Source organism: Kitasatospora sp. NPDC057595 (genome assembly GCF_042800875.1).
Taxonomy (GTDB): Bacteria; Actinomycetota; Actinomycetes; order Streptomycetales; family Streptomycetaceae; genus Kitasatospora.
This window is the reverse complement of sequence record NZ_JBHVGL010000009.1, coordinates 88,203-110,646: the sequence shown is the minus strand read 5'-3', so window position 1 is coordinate 110,646 and position 22,444 is coordinate 88,203. Positions and strand designations below refer to the sequence as shown.

The window sequence follows — 22,444 nt, the reverse complement described above, 5'->3', positions numbered from 1 at the left end:
GAGACCCCCGAGGCCGCCAACGCGGTCGCCCTGCGGATCGAGCCGGTCGAGCTAGAGACCGAGATGCAGCGCTCGTACCTCGACTACGCGATGAGCGTCATCGTCAGCCGGGCCCTGCCCGAGGTGCGCGACGGCCTCAAGCCGGTGCACCGCCGGGTGCTGTACGCGATGTACGACGGCGGCTACCGCCCCGAGAAGGGCTACTACAAGTGCGCCCGCGTCGTCGGCGACGTGATGGGCAACTACCACCCGCACGGCGACACCTCGATCTACGACACCGTGGTCCGCCTGGCCCAGCCGTGGTCGATGCGGATGCCGCTGGTGGACGGCAACGGCAACTTCGGCTCCCCGGGCAACGACCCGGCCGCGGCCATGCGCTACACCGAGTGCAAGATGGCGCCGCTGGCGATGGAGATGATGCGCGACATCGACGAGGAGACCGTCGACTTCGCGCCGAACTACGACGGCCGCTCGCAGGAGCCCACCGTCCTGCCCGCGCGCTTCCCCAACCTGCTGGTCAACGGTGCCACCGGCATCGCGGTCGGCATGGCCACCAACATCCCGCCGCACAACCTGCGCGAGGTCGCCTCCGGCGCGCTCTGGTACCTGGAGAACCCCGAGGTCTCCAACGAGGAGCTGCTGGACGCCCTGATCGAGCGGATCAAGGGCCCGGACTTCCCGACCGGCGCGCTGATCGTCGGCCGCCGCGGCATCGACGACTACTACCGCACCGGCCGCGGCTCGGTCACCATGCGTGCCGTCGTCGAGGTCGAGGAGATCCAGGGCCGGCAGTGCCTGGTGATCACCGAGCTGCCCTACCAGGTCAACCCGGACAACCTCGCGCTGAAGATCGCCGACCTGGTCAAGGACGGCCGGATCGCCGGCATCGCCGACGTCCGCGACGAGTCCTCCTCGCGCACCGGCCAGCGCCTGGTGATCGTGCTCAAGCGCGACGCGGTCGCCAAGGTCGTGCTGAACAACCTCTACAAGCACACCGACCTGCAGACCAACTTCGGCGCCAACATGCTGGCCCTGGTCGACGGCGTGCCGCGCACCCTGTCGCTGGACGCCTTCATCCGGCACTGGGTCAACCACCAGGTCGAGGTCATCGTCCGGCGCACCACCTTCCGGCTGCGCAAGGCCGAGGAGCGCGCCCACATCCTGCGCGCCCTGCTGCGCGCCCTGGACATGATCGACGAGGTCATCGCGCTGATCCGGGCCTCGGCGAGCGCCGACGCGGCCCGCACCGGCCTGATGGAGCTGCTCGCGATCGACGAGCTCCAGGCCAACGCCATCCTGGAGATGCAGCTGCGCCGGCTGGCCGCCCTGGAGCGCCAGCGGATCACCGACGAGCACGACGAGCTGCAGCGCAGGATCGACGAGTACAACGCGATCCTGGCCTCGCCGACCCGCCAGCGCGGGATCATCTCCGAGGAGCTCACCGCGATCGTCGAGAAGTACGGCGACGAGCGGCGCTCCACCCTCATCCCCTCCGACGGCGACCTCTCCATCGAGGACCTCATCGCCGAGGAGGACATCGTCGTCACGATCACCCGCGGCGGCTACGTCAAGCGCACCCGCTCCGACCTCTACCGCTCGCAGAAGCGCGGCGGCAAGGGCGTGCGCGGCGCCCAGCTCAAGCAGGACGACATCGTCGACCACTTCTTCGTGACGACGACCCACAACTGGATCCTGTTCTTCACCAACAAGGGCCGGGTCTACCGCGCCAAGGGCTACGAGCTGCCGGACGCCGGGCGCGACGCCCGCGGCCAGCACGTGGCCAACCTGCTGGCCTTCCAGCCGGACGAGCACATCGCCCAGGTGATGGCCGTCCGCACCTACGAGGACAAGCCCTACCTGGTCCTCGCCACCCGGGCCGGCCTGGTGAAGAAGTCCCTGCTCAAGGACTACGACTCCCCGCGCTCCGGCGGCCTGATCGCGATCAACCTGCGCCAGGACGAGGAGGGCCGGGACGACGAGCTGATCGGCGCCGAGCTGGTCTCCGCCGAGGACGACCTGCTGCTCGTCTCCAGGAAGGCGCAGTCGATCCGCTTCACCGCCACCGACGAGGCGTTGCGCTCCACCGGCCGCGCCACCTCCGGCGTCAAGGGCATGGCCTTCCGCGAGGACGACGAACTCCTGTCGATGAACGTGGTCCGTCCGGGCACCTTCGTCTTCACCGCGACCGACGGCGGCTACGCCAAGCGCACCGGTGTGGACGAGTACCGTGTCCAGGGGCGCGGCGGCTACGGCACCAAGGCGGCGAAGATCGTCGAGGGCCGGGGCTCGCTGGTCGGCGCGCTCGTCGTCGACGAGACCGACGAGATCATGGCCATCACCCTGTCCGGTGGAGTGATCCGTACGAGGGTTTCCGAGGTTCGTGAAACCGGACGTGACACCATGGGCGTCCAACTGATCAACCTGGGTAAGCGCGATGCGGTCGTGGGCATGGCCCGCAACGCGGAGGCCGAGGACGAGGAGTCGGCGGAGGACGAGGTGGCGGGTACCGAGTCCACCGAGGTGGCCGAGGGTGCGGGGACGGCAACGGGCGGGGACACCGCCCAGGCCTGACCTCGTACCACGACGGCCGGTACCGTCACGTCCGTACATCCGTACACGGCGTGGCGGTACCGGCCGCCGACCAGTTCCGGGCAATCCCGCCGGGCGCTGGATGACGAGTGACGAAGCAGGGCGGCGCGTCCGTCCTGGTGGGAAGTGCGGGAGGACCAGTGAGTGGAGCCACGGGTGCTGCGGGAGGCGCCGCCGGCGGCCGTCCGGGCGCAGCACAGGGCGGCGGGGGGTACGGCGGGCCGCAGCCGCCGGAGCACCCGGCCGCGTCCACCTCGCTGATGCCGCCGGTCGGCGGAGCGGGCCAGGGCGGTACGTACGGCGGTCAGACGCCCCCGCCGCCGGGCGCACCGGCACCGGGCGGCTTCTCGCAGCCGACCACCTACGCCAAGGGGCAGCCGACCCCGCCCCGGGGCACCCGGGTCGGCGGCGGCAACACCCCGCCCGGCGGGACGCCCGCCGCGGGCCCCCGCCGTCCGGCCGCCGCGCCGGCCTCCGGCGGCAGCCTGGGCCGGACCAGGAAGGCCCGGCTGCGGGTGACCAAGGCCGACCCGTGGTCGGTCATGAAGGTCAGCTTCCTGCTGTCGCTGGCGGTCGGGATCATCATCATCGTGGCGGCCGCGGTGCTGTGGATGACGCTGGACTCGCTCGGCGTCTTCGACTCGCTCGGCAAGACCCTGAAGGACGTCACCGGTTCGGACACCAACGGTGGCGGCGTGAACATCATGGACTACGTGGGCTTCGGCAAGGTGATGACCTTCACCTCGCTGATCGCGGTGGTCGACGTGGTGCTGCTGACCGCGCTGTCCACGCTCTCGGCGTTCATCTACAACGCGGCGGCCGGCTTCACCGGCGGCATCGAGCTCACCCTGGCCGAGGAGGACTGATCCCCCCGGCGTGACCCGGGATCAGTTCCCGCCGTGCGCGGGGACCTTCCGTTCGCGGACGGAATCAGCGGGCCCCACCGGTTGTTGCAGCCGGTGGGGCCCGTCGGCATTTCGGGTGACAGCCGTCGGGGGCGGCGCGCCGCCCGGACGGGCCGGGGTCGCGGTGGGCTTAGCTGGGTCCGCTCGTTCCGCGTCACCCGGCCGGCGCAGGCCTCCCCGGTTCCCACCGGACGGGTCCGGGACGACTGCTCTTCGGCACGGCAGGACGGAAGGCGCGCGATGGCGGAGCTCGCAAAGCGGCTGGTCGAGGCTCTGGACGGACTGCTGGGGGTCCCCGTGCCGCTGCGGGTGCGGGCCTGGGACGGCAGCGTCGCCGGACCGCCGGGCGCGCCCACCGTGGTGCTGCGCAACCGCCGCGCGCTGCGCCGGCTGCTCTGGCAGCCGGGGGAGCTGGGCCTGGTCCGCGCCTTCGTCTCGGGGGACCTGGAGGTCGCCCCGGACACCGAGCTGTACGACGTGCTGCGGGCCGTGGCGCACTTCGCGGAGCGCCCGGAGATCCGCACGCTGCGGCTCGGCCCCGGCGACGTGCTGGGCGCCAGGGGCCGCCGGGTGATGGGCGCGCTGCTGCGGGCCGGTGTGCTCGGGCCCGAGCCGGTGCCGCCGCCGGAGGAGGCCCCGGCGGGCCGCGGGCGGCTGCACAGCCGCGGCCGCGACCGCGCGGCGATCCACCACCACTACGACGTCGGCAACGACTTCTACGGCCTGGTGCTGGGCCCGTCGATGGTCTACTCGTGCGCCTACTGGGAGCCCGCCGCGAAGAGCCTGGAGGCGGCGCAGGAGGCCAAGCTGGACCTCATCTGCCGCAAGCTCGGCCTGCGGCCCGGGATGCGGCTGCTGGACGTCGGCTCGGGCTGGGGCTCGCTGCTGCTGCACGCGGCCCGGCACTACGGGGTGACGGCGGTCGGCGTGTCGATCTCCGAGGAGCAGGTCGCGCTGGCCCGGCGGCGGGTCGAGGAGGCCGGGCTGGCGGACCGGGTGGAGATCCGCCTCCAGGACTACCGGGAGATCCAGGACGGCCCGTTCGACGCGATCTCCAGCGTGGGCATGGCGGAGCACGTCGGCGAGGCCCAGTACCGCGTCTACGCGGAGGGCCTGTACCGGCTGCTGGTGCCCGGCGGCCGGCTGCTCAACCACCAGATCGCCCGCCGCCCCGACCACCCCGGCGAGCGGTACCGGCCCAGCCCGTTCATCAACCGGTACGTCTTCCCGGACGGCGAACTGTCCCCGGTCGGTTCCACCGTCTCCCGGCTGGAGGAGGCCGGCTTCGAGGTGCGCGACGTCGAGTCGCTCCGTGAGCACTACGGGCTGACCCTGCGTGAGTGGGTGGCCAATCTGGAGGCGCGCTGGACGGAGGCGGTCGGGCTGGTGGGGCGCGGCCGGGCGCGGGTCTGGCGGCTCTACATGGCGGCCTCCGCGCTGGCCTTCGAGGAGAACCGGATCGGGGTCAACCAGATCCTCGCGGTGCGCACCTCCGTCCAGGGCGCGGCACACCTCCCGGCGACCCGCGCGGAGTGGCTGGCCGCCCGCGGCACCGCCTCCGACCTGCCCGTCCCGGAGGACCCCGCCGCGGGCCCGGCCGCAACGGATTTGGGGGATCGGGGATCGGTCCGCTAATCTTTCAGTGCGGCAAGGGGCTATAGCTCAGACGGTTAGAGCGCTTCCCTGATAAGGAAGAGGCCACAGGTTCAAGTCCTGTTAGCCCCACCACCGCGAAGGGCCCGGAGCGATGCTCCGGGCCCTTCGGCGTTTTCCGTCGGATTCCCGGAACCACGGGCGGCGGCCGGGTGTTCTACCGGTGGAGGGCCGGGGCCCGCCCGGCGGTGTCCGACGGTGGAGGCGGTGACGCGATGGGTCTGCTGTTCGCGATGACCATCCCCGGTCTGGTCTGTCTGCTGGTGGTGCTGGCGTTCGTCGACCAGCTGGCGCTCAAGGCGCGCCGGTCGCGCCTGGTGCCGTGGCGGGGGACCGGCCGGGAGGGGCAGATCTCGGCGACCGGCTTCGAGCAGCTGCACGCGCAGTTCGCGGCCGGCAAGCAGCATCAGCTCGACGAACGGCAGAGCAGCCTGATGCTGCGCGACGAGGAGGACGACGGGGCGCCGCCGCGCACCCGGGTGGACCTGGCGTCCGGGGTGGCGGTGGTGGTGGCGCCGACGGGTTCCGCGCCCGCTCCACTGCCCGGTTCACCGGCCGGTTCCCCGGCGGGTGGGCGGGAAGGGTGACGGCTCTGCGCAGGCTCTGCGCCGGGCCGACCGTACGACAGGAGGTGTGGCGTCAATCCTCCGGCCGGACGGGTCGGTTGGAGGCAGCGGTCGCTGGTCACGATTGGGACACCGGTGTGTATCATCGGCCGCAAGGGCAGTCCGGCACACCGACCGCCCGTTCGTGCTCGTAACAAACCACGGACTCGTCGGCCCGATCGGAACGATCGGCGCACGGCTGCTGAGTCCGTCAACGCAAGAAGGACGAGGTCCCGCGGTGAAGAAGCTTCTCCTGGTCGCCCTGGTCGCCCTCGGCGGCTTCTTTGTCTACCGTCAGGTCCAGGCGGACCGCGCCGAGCAGGACCTGTGGACCGAGGCCACCGACCCGGTCCCGGCCGGTCGCTGAGGCCACCGACGATCTGACGATCGACAGTCTTCGGAGGCGCCGCGCGGCGCCTCCCGGGCCGGCCGGCCCGGTCGGGTGACCGGGCCGGCCGGAGGTTCCGGCCCCGCACGGCAGGAGTGCCGGGACGGGGCACCGGATTCGTGCCGGGACCGGGTACGCTAGTGTCCGGCGGTGCGTCCGGTGCCGCCCCGGGGCTTTAGCTCAGTTGGTAGAGCGCTGCCTTTGCAAGGCAGATGTCAGGAGTTCGAGTCTCCTAAGCTCCACAGTTTCCTCCACCGCGTGAGGACGGCGATCGGCCGCTGACCTGAATCCTGGTCAGCGGCCGATCCGCGTTCTCAGTGCGGTTCGCGCGGGTCCCGCGGCTCGGAGCGGTCCTCGGTGGGCGTGTCGGCCGCGGCGGTGCCGCCGGCCTCCGGCGAGCCGTTCACCGGGGTGGCCGGGCCGGTGCCGGGGCCCGTGGCGCGCGCGTCGGCCGGGCGGGCGTCGGCCGGAGGCTCCACCAGCCATTCCGGGTTGCTGCGGTGCCGCCACCACTGCCAGGTGGCGATGCCGCTGACGATCGCGATCACCCCGGCCACGGCCAGCCCGGTCGCCCAGCCGGCCCGGCACGACTTGCGGGCGTTGCGGGCCGCGAGCTCGCTGATCTCCGCCGAGGTGACGTTGCCCCGCATGGCGGTCAGCGCGGCGGCGCCGCGGGTCTGGGCCTCGTGGGCGACCGGGCCGACGGCCGCGCGGGCCTCCTCGACGGCGTGCACGACCTTGGGGGCGACCGTGGAGCGCGCCTGGCAGGCCGCCCGGGAAGCGGAGTGGCGGGCGGCCAGGGCGGCCTCCTGGGTGCGGTGCAGGGCCTTCAGGGCGTTCTGCTGGGCCTCCGGTGGCAGGCTGGCGAAGGCGTGACCGACCTGGGGGGCGATGTGCCGGTCGTACTGGACGCGGACGGTGTGGGCGGCCTGGGAGGCCTGCTGCCGGGCGTTGTCCGCGAAGTTGCCGGCCGTTGCTCGGGCCGAGTCCAAAGGGGTCACGAGTCTCTCCTCCTGGTGGCGTCCTTTGTGCACATATCCACCTGAATGCTGATCATGCATCCGGATTTGTCCGATGGCATGCCGGAGTGGGCCGGTGGTGGGGTGCCGTGACCGGGGTGCGGTGGAGGGGGCGGCGTGCCGGGTTGGGGCCGGGGTGCGGCGGGCGGCGGTACCGGTCGGGGGCGAATGGGCCGTCCGGTCGGGGGTATGGCCGCAGTAGGCTGGCGGTTCCGGCGGGTCCCCGCCGGGAGCGCGTACGTGTCGTCGCAGCAAGTCGTGGCAGAAGGGGATAGCCGATGCTCCCGGACGAGCCGAGGCCGCCGATCGACCCGACCCCCGGCCCGGCGGGCGGCGGGAACGGGCTGTCCCGCTGTTACCGGCACCCCGAGCAGGAGACCGGCATCGGCTGCTCGCGCTGCGGCCGGCCGATCTGCCCGCAGTGCATGGTGAACGCCTCGGTCGGTTTCCACTGCCCGGACTGCGTCAGCGAGGGCGGCCGCCAGGTCCGGCGGGCGACCACCCGCTTCGGCGGACGCCCGGCCACGGACGGAGCGCTGGTCACCAAGGCGCTGATCGGCATCAACCTGGTGGTCTTCGTCCTCGCCGGCTACGTGCTCACGCCCTGGCTGGCCTTCGACCTCGAACTGCGCAGCTTCGCCCCCGACCACTACTACCCGTTCGCCTCCGGCGTCGCCGAGGGCCCGGGCCAGTGGTACCGGCTGCTGACCGCCGTCTTCCTGCACACCGCGCCCTGGCACATCGCCACCAACATGCTGGTGCTCTGGGTGCTGGGCCCGCAGCTGGAGGCGGCGCTGGGCCGGGTCCGCTTCCTCGCGCTCTACCTGCTCTCCGGGCTGGCCGGCAGTGCCTTCGCCTTCCTGCTGGCCGGCGACGGGATGCGCTCGCTGGGTGCCTCGGGGGCGGTCTTCGGCCTGCTGGGCGCGACCGTGGTGCTCTACCGCCGGGTCAGGGCCCCGCTCGGGCCGATCGTCGCGCTGCTGGTGTTCAACCTGATCGTCACCTTCTCGGTCCAGGGGATCGACTGGCGCGCGCACCTCGGCGGCCTGATCGCCGGGATGCTGACCGCGGCCGGACTGATGTACGCCCCGCGCGGCCGCCGGGCGGCCGTCCAGGGGCTGACGCTGGCGGGGGTGGCCGGTCTGGTGCTGGCGATGGTGCTCGCCGGGATGGCCGCCTACGGCGGGTGAACCGCCGGCCCGGACCGTCCGTACGGGCGCCCGGCGTCCGCACGGTTGTCCACAGCATGTGCGGGGTTGTGCACAGGCTGTGCGAACGACCGGCCGTGAACGGCTGTTCTACGCGTGTCCTGCTGTGCGGATCCGGCCTTCGCGAGAAGGGCGCGCGGCGGTGTGGAAAGCGCCCCCGGCGCGAGTTATCCACAGGCCCGAGTGACTTTTCCCCAGTGTGGATAACCATGTGGATAAGCGTGGTAATCGGATTACCGAGCGCGGAAGCACGGCGGAAGTCGACCGTCCGGGCACACCGGGGCGCCGCCCCGGGTCGAGCCGTCCGGGGCGGCGGTGAAGGAGCTCAGGGCAGCAGCCCCGGCGTCACTTCCACTGGGTGGAGACGCCGAAACCCGCCGCGATGAAGCCGAAGCCCACCAGGATGTTCCAGTTCCGCCAGCTCTCCACCGGCCAGCTGCCGCTGGTCACGTAGTAGGTGACGATCCAGATCAGACCGATCAGGAACATCGCCAACATCAGCGGCGCAACCCAGCTGCGGCCCGAACTGATCTTCACCGTCGCCGTGGTCGGCGGGGTGTAGTCGGACTTCTTGCGGAGTCGAGACTTCGGCACGAGGAGCTCTCCTGTCGATGCGCTGTGACCGCGCAGGGGTTCACGGTGGTGTGGCGGCGTCCGTTAGCGTAGTGGTTCGGCGGGTCCGAAGGAGATAAGGGTACGGTGCCTAATTTGTCGATTCCCCCTCGGCCGGCCCGTACCCGCGCCTCCGGCACCCGAATTGTCGGACGTGCCCTGACCTGCGCCGTCTTCGCGCTCGCCGGACTGCTCTTCTACATCAGCGCGCAGACCGCGCGCGGCACCGACCTGCGCACCGACAACTCGCTCCTCAGCCTGTCCGACGTGATAAGGCAGCGCAGCGCGCAGAACCAGCAGTCCCAGGCCCAGCTCGCCGAGCTCCAGGAGCGGTCCCAGCAGCTCACCGGCCAGCAGGGCCGCAGCCCGGCCGACGCCGCGCAGCTCACCGCCCTGGAGCAGGCCGCCGCCCTGGACCCGCTCCAGGGCCCCGGCCTCACCGTCACCCTCAACGACGCCCCGCCGAACGCGACCGCGCGCATCCCCGGCGTGCGCGAGCCGGACGTCAACGACCTGGTCATCCACCAGCAGGACATCCAGGCCGTGGTCAACGCGCTCTGGCGCGGCGGCGCCGAGGGCGTCCAGGTGATGGACCAGCGGCTGATCTCCACCAGCGCCGTCCGCTGCGTGGGCAACACCCTGCTGCTCCAGGGCCGGGTCTACTCGCCGCCGTACGTGGTCAGGGCGGTCGGCCGGACCGACGCGCTGCGCGCCGCGGTGGAGGCGGACCCGACGATCCGCAACTACCAGCAGTACGTACAGGCGTACGGACTGGGCTGGAAGGTGCAGGAGAGCGGGGACCTCGCCCTGCCCGGTTACTCGGGAACGGCGGACCTCCGCGCGGCCACCGGCCAGCAGTAGAGCGGCGGGACGCGCCTGGCAGCCGCGACCCGGGGTCTAGTCTTGACCCCAGTCCGCTGCGTCGAGGGAGCACCATGTACGGCTGGATCTGGCGTCATCTGCCGGGGAACACCCTGGTCAAGGCCGTCGTCTCGGTGCTCCTCGTGCTGGGGATCGTCTACCTCCTCTTCACCTACGTCTTCCCGTGGGCGGAACCGCTCCTGCCCTTCGGTGACGTCACAGTGGACGGAGACGGCGGCGACGGCGCCGTCGGCTGACCCGGCGGCTCCGCCCCCCGCCCCAGTCCCCGCACCCACCGGAGAACGCGCGCCCATGACCTCCCGGCCGACCCCGCCCCGCATCCTGGTCGTCGACAACTACGACAGCTTCGTCTTCAACCTGGTCCAGTACCTCTACCAGCTCGGTGCCACCTGCGAGGTGGTCCGCAACGACGAGGTGACCGTCGAGCACGCGGTGCGCCGCGACGGCGACGCCGGTTTCGACGGGGTGCTGCTCTCCCCCGGCCCGGGTGCCCCCGAGGAGGCCGGCGTCTGCATCGAGATGGTGCACCACTGCGCGCGGATCGGACTTCCGGTGTTCGGCGTCTGCCTGGGCCTGCAGTCCATCGCGGTGGCCTACGGCGCCGTGGTCGGCCGGGCGCCCGAGCTGCTGCACGGCAAGACCTCGCCGGTCGAGCACGAGGACGGCGGGGTGTTCGCCGGCCTGCCCTCGCCGCTCACCGCGACCCGGTACCACTCGCTGGCGGTCGAGCCCGGCACCGTGCCGGACGAGCTGGTGGTCACCGCGCGCACCGGGAGCGGCGTGATCATGGGGCTGCGCCACCGCGACCTCGCGGTGGAGGGCGTGCAGTTCCACCCGGAGTCGGTGCTCACCGAGGGCGGCCACCGGATGCTCGCCAACTGGCTGGCCGAGTGCGGCGACCCGCAGGCCGTCGACCGGTCCGCCGGGCTCGCCCCGGTGATCGGCCGGGGCTGAGCGGGGTGACCGCGGTGCGTCCGGAGCGACGCCACCAGCCGGAGGCGGACCCGCGGGGCGGCGGCGCGTACCAGGGCGGGCCGTACCCGCAGCAGTACCCCCACCAGGGTCACCAGGGTCACCAGGACCCCCAGGGTCACCAGGAGCAGTACGGCCGCCACCAGGACCAGTACGGCGGTCAGTACGGCGCGCAGGCGCCGCAGGGCCCGTACGGCGGGCAGTACCCGCCGGGGCCGTACCAGCAGGGCCAGTACCAGGGGTACGACCCGTACCAGGAGCAGCAGCTCCGGCAGGGCGGCTTCATTCCCGCCCAGCAGGGCCAGCACCAGGGCTGGGCGGGGCCGCAGGACGCCGAGGACGGCTGGGGCGTCTACGAGCAGGCCGCGCCCCCCGTCGCGCCCGCGCGGGCCGAGGAGACGCTCCGGCTGCACCTGGAGAGCCCGGACGCGCCCGGGACGGAACGAGAGGTGCTCGCCGCCGCCGAGACGGTCACCATGGACGCGGTGGCCGCCGAACCGCGGCCGGCCGTTCCCGCCGGCGGGCGGGCCGAGCGCCGGCGGGCCGCGCAGGGGCGCGGACGGCGCCGCTCGGGCACCCGGACCGCGGCCGGGGACCGGCCCCGGCCGAAGGAATCGGTGGCGGTGGTCCTCGCCCGGTTCCTCGGCGAGCTGTGCATCACCCTCGGCCTGGTGATGCTGCTCTTCGTCTCGTACCAGCTCTGGTGGACCAATGTGCAGGCCGACGCGGCCGCCGACGGGGCCCGCAGCCAGCTGGAGGAGCAGTTCGACGCCGCCGCCCCGGCCCCGGCGGCCGGACAGCCGGCACCGGATCCGGCCAAACCGGAGACGTTCGAGCCCGGCAAGGGCTTCGCGATCATCCATCTGCCGAAGCTCGGCCAGAAGTTCCCGATCGCCGAGGGCACCGCCAAGGGCGCGGTGCTCGACAAGGGCCTGGTGGGGCACTACACGGGCACCGGCATGCCGGCCGACAAGGCGGGCAACTTCGCGCTGGCCGCGCACCGCAACACCCACGGCGAGCCGTTCCGGCGGATCAACCAGCTCGGCAAGGGCGACAAGATCGTGGTGGAGACCGCGACCGCGTACTACACCTACGAGGTCACCGGCGGCATCCCGGAGACCCCGCCGTCCAACGTGAGCGTGATCAAGCCGGTGCCGAACGGCGCCGGGTACAGCGGGGCGGGCCGGTACATCACGCTGACCACGTGCACGCCGGAGTTCAGTTCGAAGTACCGGCTGATCGTCTTTGGCAAGATGATCGAGGAACGGCCGCGCACCCAGGGCAAGCCGGCCGCCCTCACGGGAGGCTGACCGCGAGCGGGCGAGTAGCAAGGGGAGAGATGTGACCCAGGAGACCGAAGCGGTGGCCGAGGAGGCCTTCCCGGGGGCCGGGCCGGAGTCCGGGGACGGGCGCGGGCCGCGCCGCGGGCGGCGGCGGGCGCTGGCCGTGGTGGGGGTCTTCGGCGAGCTGCTGATCACCCTCGGTCTGGTGCTCGGGCTGTTCGTCGGCTACTCGCTCTGGTGGACCGACGTGCTGGCGGACCGTTCCGCCGCCGCGGCCTCCGACCAGCTGCGCGACTCCTGGGCGGCCGGCGGACCGATCGCTCCCCCGGCCGGGGGCTCCGCCACCGCCGCGCCGGGCGACCCCGCCGTTCCCGGTGCCTCGGCCGCCCCGGACGATCCGACGGTGGGCGGTGCGCAGCCGGGGAGCGGGGGCGGCACCGGGTCGGGCGGCTCCGGTCGGTCGACGGGCGCGGGCGTCGGCTTCCTGCACGTCCCCGCGATGGGGCGGAACTACCAGGTGCTGATCCGGATGGGCACCGACACGGACACCCTGGCCGAGGGCGTCGCCGGGGTCTACGAGCAGCCGTACCGCGCGGCGATGCCCTGGGACGCGTCCGGCAACTTCGCGCTGGCCGCCCACCGGGACGGCCACGGGGCGAAGTTCCACGACCTGGACGCGCTCAAGAAGGGCGACCCGATCGTCGTCGAGACCCGGGACAAGTGGTACGTCTACCGGGTCGACAGCACCCTGCCGGAGACCTCCAAGTTCGACACCGGCATCGTCGCCCCGGTGCCCAAGGGCTCGGGCTACACCGAGCCCGGCCGGTACATCACGCTGACCACCTGCACCCCGGTCTACACCTCGCGCTACCGGATGGCGGTGTGGGGGAGCCTGGTGCGGGTGGACGACATGGACGCCAAGCGCACCCCGCCCGCCGAGCTGCGGCGCGGCTGAGGGCCGCTGGGGCCGCTGAGGTCACCGGCGCCTCCAGGGAGGCCCCAGGAGGCCCCAGGAGGCCCCAGGAGCCCCCAGGAGCCCCCAGGAGGCGCCGGTGGCCCCCGGAAACCCGGTGCACCCGGGAAGGCCCGGGGGGAACGCCCGAGGGCCCGTCGACACCGTCGACGGGCCCTCGCCGCTGTCCGGAACAACTTTCACCCGGCCGGTCCCGCCCCGAGGGGCTCAGAACCAGGGGAACCAGGGCTTAGTTGTTGCCGTTGGGTCCCCCTTTGGTGTTCGAGGGGGTGGGGAGGCCGGGGATCCCGGGGAGTGTGGGGGGGTCGTTCCCTTTGGGCGGGTCCACCGCCTTGGTCATCAGGATGACCGTGGTGCCCGGGTCCACCTGGGTCCCGGCGCTCGGGTTCGAGGCGAGGACGATCGCGTTCGGGTCCTGCGGGCCCTGGGCGACGTTGTACTTCAGGTTCAGACCCTCCAGGGTCTTGATGGCGTCCTTGAGGGCGACGTTCTGCAGCGGCGGGACGGTGGCCTTCTCCGGCGCCTTGAAGATGGTCAGCGTGATCTTGGTGTTGGCCGGCTGCTTGCCGCCCGCCGGGTTCTGCGAGGCCACCGTGTTGACCTTGGTCGGGTCGTTGGTCTGGGTGGTCTTCGAGGAGTCCACCTGGAAACCGGCGCTCGTCAGGGCGGCCTCCGCGGCCTCCTTCTGCTGGCCGACCACGCTCGGTACGTTGATCTTGGCCTTGCCCTGCGAGACGGTCAGCTTGACCGGGGCGGTCGGGTCGGCGCCGCCGCCCGCCGGGTCCTGTGCGATGACCTGGTCCAGCGGGGCGTTGTCGTCGTCCTTGTAGTCGGTCGAGACGTTGGCGAAGCCGGCGTCACCGAGCGCCTTGAGGGCCTGGTCCTTGGTCTTGCCGACCACGCTCGGCACGGTCGCCTTGGCCGGGCCGGAGGACAGCTGCACCGTGATCGTGGCGGCCTCGGCCACCTGGGTGCCGGCGGCCGGGTTCTGCGTGCAGACCTGGTCCTTCTTGATGTTGCTGTCCGGGCAGGCGATCTTCTCGCCCTCGGTGACCACCAGCTTGGGACCGGCCTGGACGGCGGCCGTCCTGGCGTCCGCCAGGCTCTTGCCGAGCAGGCTGGGCGCCGAGACCGTCGGCGCCTCCTTCTTCTGGTCGCCCTTCTTGTCGCCGAACATCGCCTGGGCGACGAAGAAGGTGCCGACCAGGACCAGCACGGCGGCGACCGCCAGCACGATCCAGGAGGTGTTGCTCTTCTTCGGCGGCTCCTCGGCGCGCCGGCCGCCGCGGCCGTAACCGTCGTCGTAGCCGTCGTTGCCGCCGCCCTGGGCGCCGGCGTAGGTCTGGCCGTAGCCGTCGTCGTAGCCGCCGGCCTGCGGCTGGGCGGGGTAGCCGCCCGGGGCGGCCTGCGGCAGGACGGTGGTCGGACCGCCGGGCGCCTGCTGCGGCAGGACGTTGGTCTGGCCGTACGGGTCGTGCTGCTGCGGGTAGCCGTTCTGGTCGTAGCCGTACCCGGCGCCCATGCCGTACGCGGCGGCCTGCTGGGCGGCGGCCACCGGCAGGCCGTCGAGGAAGCGCTCGATGTCGTCGCGCATCTCGTCGGCGGTCTGGTAGCGGTAGTCGCGGTCCTTGGCGAGCGCCTTGAGCACGATCGCGTCGACCTCGGGGCGCACCTCGGGGTCGAAGACGGACGGCGGCTGCGGCTCCTCCCGGACGTGCTGGTAGGCGACCGCCACGGGGGAGTCGCCGACGAACGGCGGACGGACGGTGAGCAGCTCGTAGAGCAGGCAGCCGGTGGAGTAGAGGTCGGAGCGGGCGTCCACCTGCTCGCCCTTGGCCTGCTCCGGGGAGAGGTACTGGGCGGTGCCGATGACGGCGGAGGTCTGCGTCATCGTCATGCCGGCGTCGCCCATCGCGCGGGCGATGCCGAAGTCCATCACCTTGACGTTGCCCTGCCGCGTGAGCATGACGTTGGCGGGCTTGATGTCGCGGTGCACGATGCCGGCCCGGTGCGAGTACTCCAGGGCCTGCAGGATGCCGATGGTCATCTCCAGCGCGCGCTCCGGCAGCAGCCGGCGGCCGGAGTGCAGCAGCTCGCGCAGGGTGGAGCCCTCGACGTACTCCATCACGATGTAAGGGATGGAGATGCCGTCGATGTAGTCCTCGCCGGTGTCGTACACGGCGACGATCGCGGGGTGGTTCAACGACGCCGCCGACTGCGCCTCACGGCGGAAGCGGGCCTGGAACGACGGATCACGGGCCATGTCGGCCCGGAGCGTCTTCACGGCGACGGAGCGGCCGAGCCGGGTGTCATGGCCGAGGTACACCTCGGCCATGCCGCCGCGTCCGAGGACGCCGCCGAGCTCGTACCTGCCGCCGAGGCGACGAGGCTCTTCCATAGATCCGACCCTCTCCCTCACCCGCCGGTGAGGTTGTGACGTAGGTGTCCCCGCACGCTCCGTGTGACGCCGTCCGGGCCCCGGGTGGTTCTGCGGTCAGGACCCTCCGGCACCGCGCGGACGGCAACGGGCACACCCGTTGCTGCGGATACGCTACCGGTCCGACCGTGCGCGGCCCGAGTCGACGGCAGGCCGATACCAGACCGGTATCCGGACAGGGCCGCCGATCGTGACATTTCCCTCACCCCGGGACGCATGCGGTCACTTGCCCAGGACGGCCTGCATCACCGACTTGGCGATCGGCGCGGCGAGCCGGCCGCCGCTGATGCCGTCACGGCTGTTCGAGCCGTCCTCGACGACCACCGCGACCGCGACCGAGCGGCCGTCGGGGGCGTTGGCGTAGGAGGTGAACCAGGCGAACGGCAGGCCCGCGTTGCCCTCGCCGTGCTGGGCGGTGCCGGTCTTGCCGCCGACGGTCAGGCCGGGGATCCTGGCGTTCCTGCCGGTGCCGTTCTCGACCACCGAGACCATGAGGTCCTGCAGCTTCTTCGCGGTCGCCGGGCTGACCGGCTGGGAGAACTGCTTGTCGGTGTGCTTGGAGATGGTGGTCAGCGAGGCGGAGCGCTCCTCGGCGACCAGGTAGGGCTGCATCAGCGTGCCGTTGTTGGCGATCGCAGCGGAGACCATCGCCATCTGCAGCGGGGTGGCCTGGGTGTCGTGCTGGCCGATCGAGTCCTGGGCGGTGCCGTCCGGGGTGGAGTTGGACGGGAAGACGCTCTTCTCCGAGCGGATCGGGGTGTCCACGGTGCTGTTGAAGCCGAACTTCTCGGCCTGCACCCGCATCTTGTCCTTGCCCAGGTCGGCGCCCATCTTGGCGAACACCGTGTTGCAGGACTGGTCCATGCCGGACTTGATGGTGGCGTTGCCGCACCTCTCCTGGTCGGACTCGTTCTTCAGCACGAAGTTGGTGCCCGGCAGGGTGTACGGGTCCGGCGTCTGGGTCTGGTCGTCGATGTTCTGGTACAGGCCGTTCTCGAACGCCGCCGCCGCGGTGACCAGCTTGAAGGTCGAGCCGGGCGGGTAGGTCTCGCGCAGCGCCCGGTTGAGCATCGGCTTGTTGGGGTCGGCGTTGAGGTCGGTCCAGGCCTTGCCGTCCGCCTCCGTGTTGCCGGCGAAGCTGGCCGGGTCGTAGGAGGGCGTGGAGACCAGGGCGAGGATCGCGCCGGTCTTCGGGTCGAGCGCGACGACCGCGCCCTTCTTGTTGCCGAGTCCGTCGAAGGCGGCCTTCTGGGCCTTGGAGTTGATCGTGGTGACGACGTCGCCGCCGCGCTTCTGCTCCCCGGTCAGCATGTCCAGGGTGTTGCGGAAGAACAGCCGGTCGTCGCTGCCGGAGAGGATGCCGTCCTCCAGCTGCTCCAGCTGGCTGGACTGGAAGGCCTGCGAGGAGTAACCGGTCACCGGGGCGTACATCAGGGGGTCGGTCCAGGAGCGCTTGTACTTGTAGCGCAGGCCGTTCACGAAGGTGGACTGGGTGATCGGCTGGCCGTCGACGATGATGTTGCCGCGCGGGTAGGCGTAGCGGTCGTAGTCCTGGCGCTTGTTGTACTTGTTGCTCGCCCAGGCGTCGGCCTGCACGCCCTGGACCCAGTTGGTGCGCGCCATGAGGGCCAGGATCAGCACGAGGCAGAAGATCGATACCCGGCGGATCGGCTTGTTCACGAGGCGTTGCCCCCTTGGATCTCGGGTGTCGGAGTGGGTTCCACCCCGGGTCGGCGGGCGTTGTCGCTGATCTTCAGCAGGATCGCGACCAGCGCCCAGTTGGCGACCACCGAGGAACCGCCCTGGGCGAGGAACGGCATGGTCATACCGGTCAGCGGGATCAGTCCGGTGACACCGCCGGCGACCACGAAGACCTGCAGCGCCATCGCCGACGAGAGGCCGACGGCGAGGAGCTTGCCGAACGGGTCGCGGGCGGCGACCGCGGTGCGCAGGCCGCGCTGGATCAGCAGGGCGTACAGCATGAAGATCGCCATCATGCCGGTGAGGCCCAGTTCCTCGCCGAACGAGCCGAGGATGAAGTCGCTCTTGGCGGCGAAGCCGATCAGCCAGGACCGGCCCTGTCCGAGCCCGGTGCCGGTCACCCCGCCGGAGCCGAAGGACATCAGCGCCTGGCCGATCTGCTCGGTGGAGTTCTGCGGGGGGTGCGGCCCGAAGGCGGCCATCGGGTCGAGCCAGGCGTCGATGCGGGTCTTCACGTGGCTGGTGGTGGAGGCCACCATGACCGCGCCGCCGACCGACATCAGCAGGCCGAAGACGATCCAGCTGGTCCGCTCGGTGGCGACGTAGAGCATCACCACGAAGAGGCCGAAGTACAGGAAGGACGAGCCGAGGTCGTTCTCGAAGATCAGGATCAGCAGGCTGAGCAGCCAGATCACGATGATCGGGCCGAGGTCGCGCCCGCGCGGCAGGTACAGGCCCATGAAGCGGCGGCTGGCCAGCGCCAGGGCGTCCCGCTTGACCATCAGGTAGCCGGCGAAGAACACGGTCAGGATGATCTTGGCGAACTCACCGGGCTGGATCGAGAAGGAGCCCATCCGGATCCAGATCTTGGCGCCGAAGTCCTCCCTGCGCTCCGGGAAGAACGCCGGCGCGGCGAGCAGGACCAGGGCGACCGCCATCGAGATGTAGGTGTAGCGCTGGAGGACCCGGTGGTCCTTCAGGAAGACCATCACCACGATGAAGAACGCGATGCCCAGGCCGGACCACATCAGCTGGTTGGCGGCCGCCGGGTAGTTGCTCTTCAGCAGCGGTCCGGCCTTGTCCAGGCGCCAGATCATCACCACGCCGAGCCCGTTCAGCAGGGTGGCGATGGGCAGCATCAGCGGGTCCGCGTACGGCGCGAACCTGCGCATCAGCAGGTGGGCGATCAGCGCGAGGGCGCCCATGCCCAGGCCGTAGCCGAGCATGCCGGCCGGCAGCTTCCCGTCCATCGCCAGGCCCACATTGGCGTACGCCAGGACGGGCAGTGCCACCGCGAAGGCGAGCATCGCCAGCTCGGTGTTGCGCCGGTTGGGCGTCGCCTGCGGCGAGATGGTGGTGTTGCGGCGGCGCCGCGAGGACGCGCGGTCGGCCGGCACGCCGGTGTCCCGGCGATCGGCGCCGCTGCTCACATCGGATGTACTCACGTTTTAGCCGCTCCCTGACGGCCGGCCGGCCCGCTCCGGAGGGGCCTATGTCGGGTCGCGTCCATCACGGCTTCGGGCAGGAGTCGGCGCGCTGCCGCTCCTCGTCGGTCAGGCCGGGCAGGTCGCCCTGCGGGGCGGCCGGGGCCGCGGCGTTCTGGCTGGGGACGGCGGCCGGGGCGGTGGCGCTCGGGGTCGGGGTCGGCGTGGGGACACCGGCGGCCGGGGCGCGGCCGGTGGCGGACGGGCTGGGCGGCGTCGTGGCCGTCACGAACCCGGCGTGCGTCGCGACCGTGCCGGCGGCCTGCTGGGCCGGCTGCTGGCCGCCGGGCACCGGGACGGTGCCCGGGGCGGGCGGGTTGGCGGCGGCGGCCCGGACGTCGGCGACCTTGCGGCAGAACGCGGCCTGCTCGCCCAGCTTCTTCACCTTGTCGTCGGCGTCGCCGAGGCTGGTCGCCGAGATGGTGTTGGTGACGTGGGTGCGCTGGTCCTGCGGGAGGAACTTGAGCTCGATGTCCTTGTACGGGGTGTGCACCGAGGACAGGCTCAGTCCGGCCAGGCTCTGGTTGACGCCCTGGTAGACGGCGACGTGGTCGCCCTCGGCGCCGACGTAGTACTGGCTCTGGGTCCACTGGTAGCCGAAGAAGCCGCCCGCGCCGAGCAGGCCCACGGTGACCAGGCCGACCAGCGAGAAGGTCAGCGCCCGGCTCCTGCGCTTCTTCCGGGGCGGCTCGTCGTCGAAGTCCTCGGTCCCGTAGACCGCGGGCTCGCCGCCGTCCGGGTAGCCCTCGGCCGGGCCGAAGCCGCCCTGGCCGTCGGGGTAGCCGGCGCCGTAGCCCTCGGCGGGGCCGAAGGCGCCCTGCGGGCCGCGGCCGAGTCCGGCGGCGCGGCCGGCCGGGGTGTCCGCGATCGAGCGGTCGGCGGCGGTCGAGGACGGCGGGGTCTCGGCGACCGCGCCGACCACCACCGGCACGTCGTTGAACTGGCCGCTCAGGGTGTCCGTGGCGCCGACGTCGAGCACGTCCGCCACGATGCAGGTGATGTTGTCCGGGCCGCCGCCGCGCAGTGCGAGCTGGATCAGCTCCTGCACGGTCTGCTCGGGCGAGTAGAAGCTGCCCAGGGTGTCCTGGAGGGTCTGGTGGCTGACCGGGCCGGAGAGGCCGTCGGAGCAGATCAGGTAGCGGTCGCCGGCCCGGACCTCGCGGATCGACAGGTCGGGCTCGACCTGGCCGCGGCCGTCCAGGGCGCGCATCAGCAGCGAGCGCTGCGGGTGGGTCTCGGCCTCCTCGGGCGTGATCCGGCCCTCGTCGACCAGCCGCTGCACCCAGGTGTGGTCCTGGGTGATCTGCGCCAGCGCGCCGTCCCGCAGCAGGTAGGCGCGGGAGTCGCCGACGTGCACCAGGCCCATCCGCCGGCCGGTCCAGAGCATCGCGGTGAGGGTGCAGCCCATGCCTTCGAGCTGAGGGTCCTCCTCGACCATCTGGCGGAGCCGGTCGTTGGCGCCCTGGACCGCGTCGCCGAGCAGGGTCAGCAGGTCGGCGCCGGGCTCGTCCTCGTCCAGCCGGACGATCGAGCCGAGCACCTCGGAGGACGCGACCTCGCCGGCCGCCGCGCCGCCCATGCCGTCGGCCACGGCCAGCAGCCGCGGGCCGGCATAGCCGGAGTCCTCGTTCCCCTCCCGGATCAGTCCCTTGTGGGAGCCGGCGGCGAAGCGCAGCACCAGGGTCATGCGACCTGTGCCCCCCTCTGGGTCATGGACGGGATGCTGTCCCTCATGCGCTACTACTTCCGCAGTTCGATGACGGTCCTGCCGATACGGATCGGCATGCCCGGCTGGAGCGGGGTCGGCGCGGTCAGGCGCTGACGGTCCAGATAGGTGCCGTTGGTGGAGCCTAGATCCTCCACCGTCCACTGCCCAGTCTGGTCGGGATAGATCCTGGCATGCCGGGAGGACGCGTAGTCGTCGTCCAGCACGATGGTGGAGTCGTGGGCGCGGCCCAGCGTGATGGTCTGGCCCTGCAGCGCGACCGTGGTGCCGGCCAGCGAGCCCTGGACCACGACGAGCTGGGTCGGGGCGCCGCGGCGGCGACCGCCGCCCTGGGTCGGCGGACCACCCGGGGCCGGCTGGCCCTGCGGGGCGCGCCCGGCGGCCGGGGCCGCTCCGGCGGTGGTCGCAGCGGTGGCGCCACCGCTGCTCCGGCGGGAGGCCCGCGGGTTCACCCGGGTCCCGAACAGGTCGCTGCGGATCACCTGGACCGCGACGATCACGAACAGCCACAGCACGGCCAGGAAACCCAGCCGCATGACCGTGAGGGTCAGTTCTGACATAACCGCGCCCGCTCTACCCTTCGACCTGTCGGTAGACGATGGTGGTGGAGCCCACGACGATTCGAGAGCCGTCGCGGAGCGTAGCGCGCTGGGTGTGCTGCCCGTCCACCACGATGCCGTTGGTGGACCCCAGGTCCAGCACCATCGCGGGCGTGCCGGGGCGGATCTCGGCGTGCTTGCGGGAGACCCCGGGGTCGTCGATGCGGACGTCCGCCTCGGTGGAGCGGCCGAGCACGCAGGCGTTGCCGGTGATCTGGTGGCGGGCGCCGTTGACCTCGATCCAGCGGCGGACCGAGGTGCCGTGGCCGGCGCCCGGGAACGGGCGCACATTGCCGCCGGCCGGTGCGGGCGGGCCGGGGGGCATGGCCGGGGGCGCGGTGGGCGGCGGGGGCGCGCCGTACGGCGCGGCGCCGGGCTGCTGCCACGGCGCGCCGGGGGCCTGGGCGGCCGGCGGGCGGCCGTAGCCGGGCTGGGTCGGCTGCGCCGGGGCCTGCTGCTGCGGCTCCTCGGCGGCGAGGGTGCGGCTGCGCACCCGGTACAGGCCGGTGTCGAGGTCGTCGGCCTTCTCCAGGTTCACCTGGAGCGGGCCCATGAAGCTGTAGCGCTGCGCCTCCGCGTACTCGCGGACCATGCCGGCGAGCTCGTTGCCCAGCTGTCCGGAGTAGGGGCTCAGCCGCTCGTGGTCGTGCGGGCTGAGCTCGACGATGAAGTCGTTGGGCACGACGGTGCGGTCGCGGTTCCAGATGCTCGCGTTGTTGTCGCACTCACGCTGCAGAGCGCCGGCGATCTCCACGGGCTGGACCTCGGACTTGAACACCTTGGCGAAGGTGCCGTTGACGAGACCCTCGAGTCGCTGCTCGAACTTCTTCAGCACTCCCATGGGGCACCCCCTTCCAGGGTTCGTTCGCCTGCCTGCCGACCGGTTCCCGGGGATCCGGTCACGCCTACTTGCGGTACTTCCGTACTGATCGTATCCACGCCGGGGCCATCCGTACGGTTCCCGGACCACGTGGTGCCCGGGGGTGGGCTCGGACACACAGGGTGACGCATCCGGGCGGCAACATGCCAGGGCCACCCGTCCGGCGTGGGGCCGCCACCTGTCGCTCGCCTGTTCGCCGGGCATCCGTTCGGATGCGCTCGGGGGCCCCGGGGAACGGATTCGGAGGTGACCCGCAGGTCGTGCTACTGTTTTCCATGTCGGAAGGGGCGCCCACCGGGTGGCCCGATCGAAGAACCGCGAAGGCCACATGGTACCGAGCGGAACGGCTGATCGACCGGCAAGCGGTGAAAACACCCATGCGCGGGTGGCGGAATAGGCAGACGCGCTGGATTCAGGTTCCAGTGCCCGAAAGGGCGTGGGGGTTCAACTCCCCCCTCGCGCACAGCGAAGCCCCGCAGATCTTCGGATCTGCGGGGCTTTTTTGTTCCCTCCCGCCCTCCGGTGCCC

The 22,444-nt window shown here is 72.0% G+C and carries 19 protein-coding genes and 3 tRNA genes; 14 read left to right on the top strand and 8 right to left on the bottom strand.

Annotation, left to right across the window (positions count from 1 at the left end; genetic code table 11):
* Positions 1 to 30: 30 nt before the first annotated feature.
* The 7 genes from gyrA to ACFU9E_RS16185 all read left to right on the top strand — a co-directional run bounded on the left by gyrA (position 31) and on the right by ACFU9E_RS16185 (position 6,382).
* A complete protein-coding gene (gene gyrA / locus ACFU9E_RS16215; protein ID WP_380684284.1) occupies positions 31 to 2,571 on the top strand; it encodes a DNA gyrase subunit A in 2,541 nt (846 codons plus the stop codon).
* 158 nt (positions 2,572 to 2,729) lie between these two features.
* Entirely contained in the window at positions 2,730 to 3,455 is a 726-nt protein-coding gene (locus ACFU9E_RS16210) for a DUF3566 domain-containing protein (protein WP_355362484.1), read from the top strand.
* Between the two features lie 279 nt (positions 3,456 to 3,734).
* The gene (locus ACFU9E_RS16205) at positions 3,735 to 5,129 is read left to right on the top strand and encodes a class I SAM-dependent methyltransferase (protein WP_380684283.1); all 1,395 of its coding nucleotides are present in this window, start codon (positions 3,735 to 3,737) and stop codon (positions 5,127 to 5,129) included.
* 16 nt (positions 5,130 to 5,145) lie between these two features.
* Positions 5,146 to 5,222, top strand: a tRNA-Ile gene (locus ACFU9E_RS16200).
* Positions 5,223 to 5,362: 140 nt separating this feature from the next.
* Entirely contained in the window at positions 5,363 to 5,734 is a 372-nt protein-coding gene (locus ACFU9E_RS16195; RefSeq protein ID WP_380715079.1) for a DUF6191 domain-containing protein, read from the top strand.
* Between the two features lie 256 nt (positions 5,735 to 5,990).
* Positions 5,991 to 6,119, top strand: coding sequence for a DLW-39 family protein (locus ACFU9E_RS16190; protein WP_014137031.1), 129 nt, complete (start codon positions 5,991 to 5,993; stop codon positions 6,117 to 6,119).
* A gap of 190 nt (positions 6,120 to 6,309) precedes the next feature.
* Positions 6,310 to 6,382: transfer RNA gene (locus ACFU9E_RS16185), tRNA-Ala, on the top strand.
* A 72-nt stretch (positions 6,383 to 6,454) separates the two neighbouring features.
* Here the strand turns inward: ACFU9E_RS16185 and ACFU9E_RS16180 are convergent.
* Positions 6,455 to 7,141, bottom strand: coding sequence for a DUF5324 family protein (locus ACFU9E_RS16180; protein WP_380687384.1), 687 nt, complete (start codon positions 7,139 to 7,141; stop codon positions 6,455 to 6,457).
* A gap of 296 nt (positions 7,142 to 7,437) precedes the next feature.
* Here ACFU9E_RS16180 and ACFU9E_RS16175 point away from each other — a divergent pair, with 296 nt between their 5' ends.
* On the top strand, positions 7,438 to 8,349 hold the full coding sequence (locus ACFU9E_RS16175; protein ID WP_380687382.1) for a rhomboid family intramembrane serine protease: 912 nt from the start codon (positions 7,438 to 7,440) through the stop codon (positions 8,347 to 8,349).
* A gap of 363 nt (positions 8,350 to 8,712) precedes the next feature.
* On the opposite strand, the gene crgA is transcribed toward ACFU9E_RS16175, so the two are convergent.
* The gene (gene crgA / locus ACFU9E_RS16170) at positions 8,713 to 8,961 is read right to left on the bottom strand and encodes a cell division protein CrgA (protein ID WP_355362474.1); all 249 of its coding nucleotides are present in this window, start codon (positions 8,959 to 8,961) and stop codon (positions 8,713 to 8,715) included.
* A 114-nt stretch (positions 8,962 to 9,075) separates the two neighbouring features.
* On the opposite strand from crgA, the gene ACFU9E_RS16165 reads away from it, so the two are divergent.
* The 5 genes from ACFU9E_RS16165 (at position 9,076) to ACFU9E_RS16145 (ending at position 13,071) form a co-directional block, all read left to right on the top strand.
* On the top strand, positions 9,076 to 9,840 hold the full coding sequence (locus tag ACFU9E_RS16165; RefSeq protein ID WP_380687380.1) for a DUF881 domain-containing protein: 765 nt from the start codon (positions 9,076 to 9,078) through the stop codon (positions 9,838 to 9,840).
* 74 nt (positions 9,841 to 9,914) lie between these two features.
* Complete coding sequence (locus ACFU9E_RS16160) at positions 9,915 to 10,097, top strand: hypothetical protein (RefSeq protein WP_350560556.1); 183 nt, start codon at positions 9,915 to 9,917, stop codon at positions 10,095 to 10,097.
* Between the two features lie 55 nt (positions 10,098 to 10,152).
* A complete protein-coding gene (locus ACFU9E_RS16155) occupies positions 10,153 to 10,815 on the top strand; it encodes an aminodeoxychorismate/anthranilate synthase component II (RefSeq protein ID WP_355362470.1) in 663 nt (220 codons plus the stop codon).
* A gap of 14 nt (positions 10,816 to 10,829) precedes the next feature.
* A complete protein-coding gene (locus ACFU9E_RS16150; protein WP_380687378.1) occupies positions 10,830 to 12,143 on the top strand; it encodes a class E sortase in 1,314 nt (437 codons plus the stop codon).
* A 52-nt stretch (positions 12,144 to 12,195) separates the two neighbouring features.
* A complete protein-coding gene (locus ACFU9E_RS16145; protein ID WP_380687386.1) occupies positions 12,196 to 13,071 on the top strand; it encodes a class E sortase in 876 nt (291 codons plus the stop codon).
* Positions 13,072 to 13,318: 247 nt separating this feature from the next.
* Here ACFU9E_RS16145 and pknB read toward each other — a convergent pair whose 3' ends face one another.
* The 6 genes from pknB to ACFU9E_RS16115 all read right to left on the bottom strand — a co-directional run bounded on the left by pknB (position 13,319) and on the right by ACFU9E_RS16115 (position 21,877).
* A complete protein-coding gene (pknB, locus tag ACFU9E_RS16140; protein ID WP_380681519.1) occupies positions 13,319 to 15,487 on the bottom strand; it encodes a Stk1 family PASTA domain-containing Ser/Thr kinase in 2,169 nt (722 codons plus the stop codon).
* Between the two features lie 261 nt (positions 15,488 to 15,748).
* On the bottom strand, positions 15,749 to 17,206 hold the full coding sequence (locus ACFU9E_RS16135; protein WP_380681522.1) for a peptidoglycan D,D-transpeptidase FtsI family protein: 1,458 nt from the start codon (positions 17,204 to 17,206) through the stop codon (positions 15,749 to 15,751).
* Positions 17,203 to 18,624, bottom strand: a complete 1,422-nt coding sequence (locus ACFU9E_RS16130; RefSeq protein WP_380681561.1) for an FtsW/RodA/SpoVE family cell cycle protein — start codon at positions 18,622 to 18,624, stop codon at positions 17,203 to 17,205. Before ACFU9E_RS16130 ends, ACFU9E_RS16135 begins: the two co-directional genes overlap by 4 nt.
* Positions 18,625 to 18,736: 112 nt before the next feature.
* Positions 18,737 to 20,398 carry a PP2C family protein-serine/threonine phosphatase gene (locus tag ACFU9E_RS16125; protein ID WP_380681524.1) on the bottom strand — a complete coding sequence of 554 codons (1,662 nt, stop codon included), beginning with the start codon at positions 20,396 to 20,398 and terminating at the stop codon, positions 18,737 to 18,739.
* 53 nt (positions 20,399 to 20,451) lie between these two features.
* Positions 20,452 to 20,997 (bottom strand): FHA domain-containing protein, encoded by a 546-nt coding sequence (locus ACFU9E_RS16120; RefSeq protein WP_380681526.1) that lies wholly within the window; start codon positions 20,995 to 20,997, stop codon positions 20,452 to 20,454.
* A gap of 13 nt (positions 20,998 to 21,010) precedes the next feature.
* Positions 21,011 to 21,877 (bottom strand): DUF3662 and FHA domain-containing protein, encoded by an 867-nt coding sequence (locus ACFU9E_RS16115; RefSeq protein WP_355362458.1) that lies wholly within the window; start codon positions 21,875 to 21,877, stop codon positions 21,011 to 21,013.
* Positions 21,878 to 22,295: 418 nt separating this feature from the next.
* On the opposite strand from ACFU9E_RS16115, the gene ACFU9E_RS16110 reads away from it, so the two are divergent.
* Positions 22,296 to 22,379 (top strand) — tRNA-Leu (locus tag ACFU9E_RS16110).
* Positions 22,380 to 22,444 lie beyond the last annotated feature (65 nt).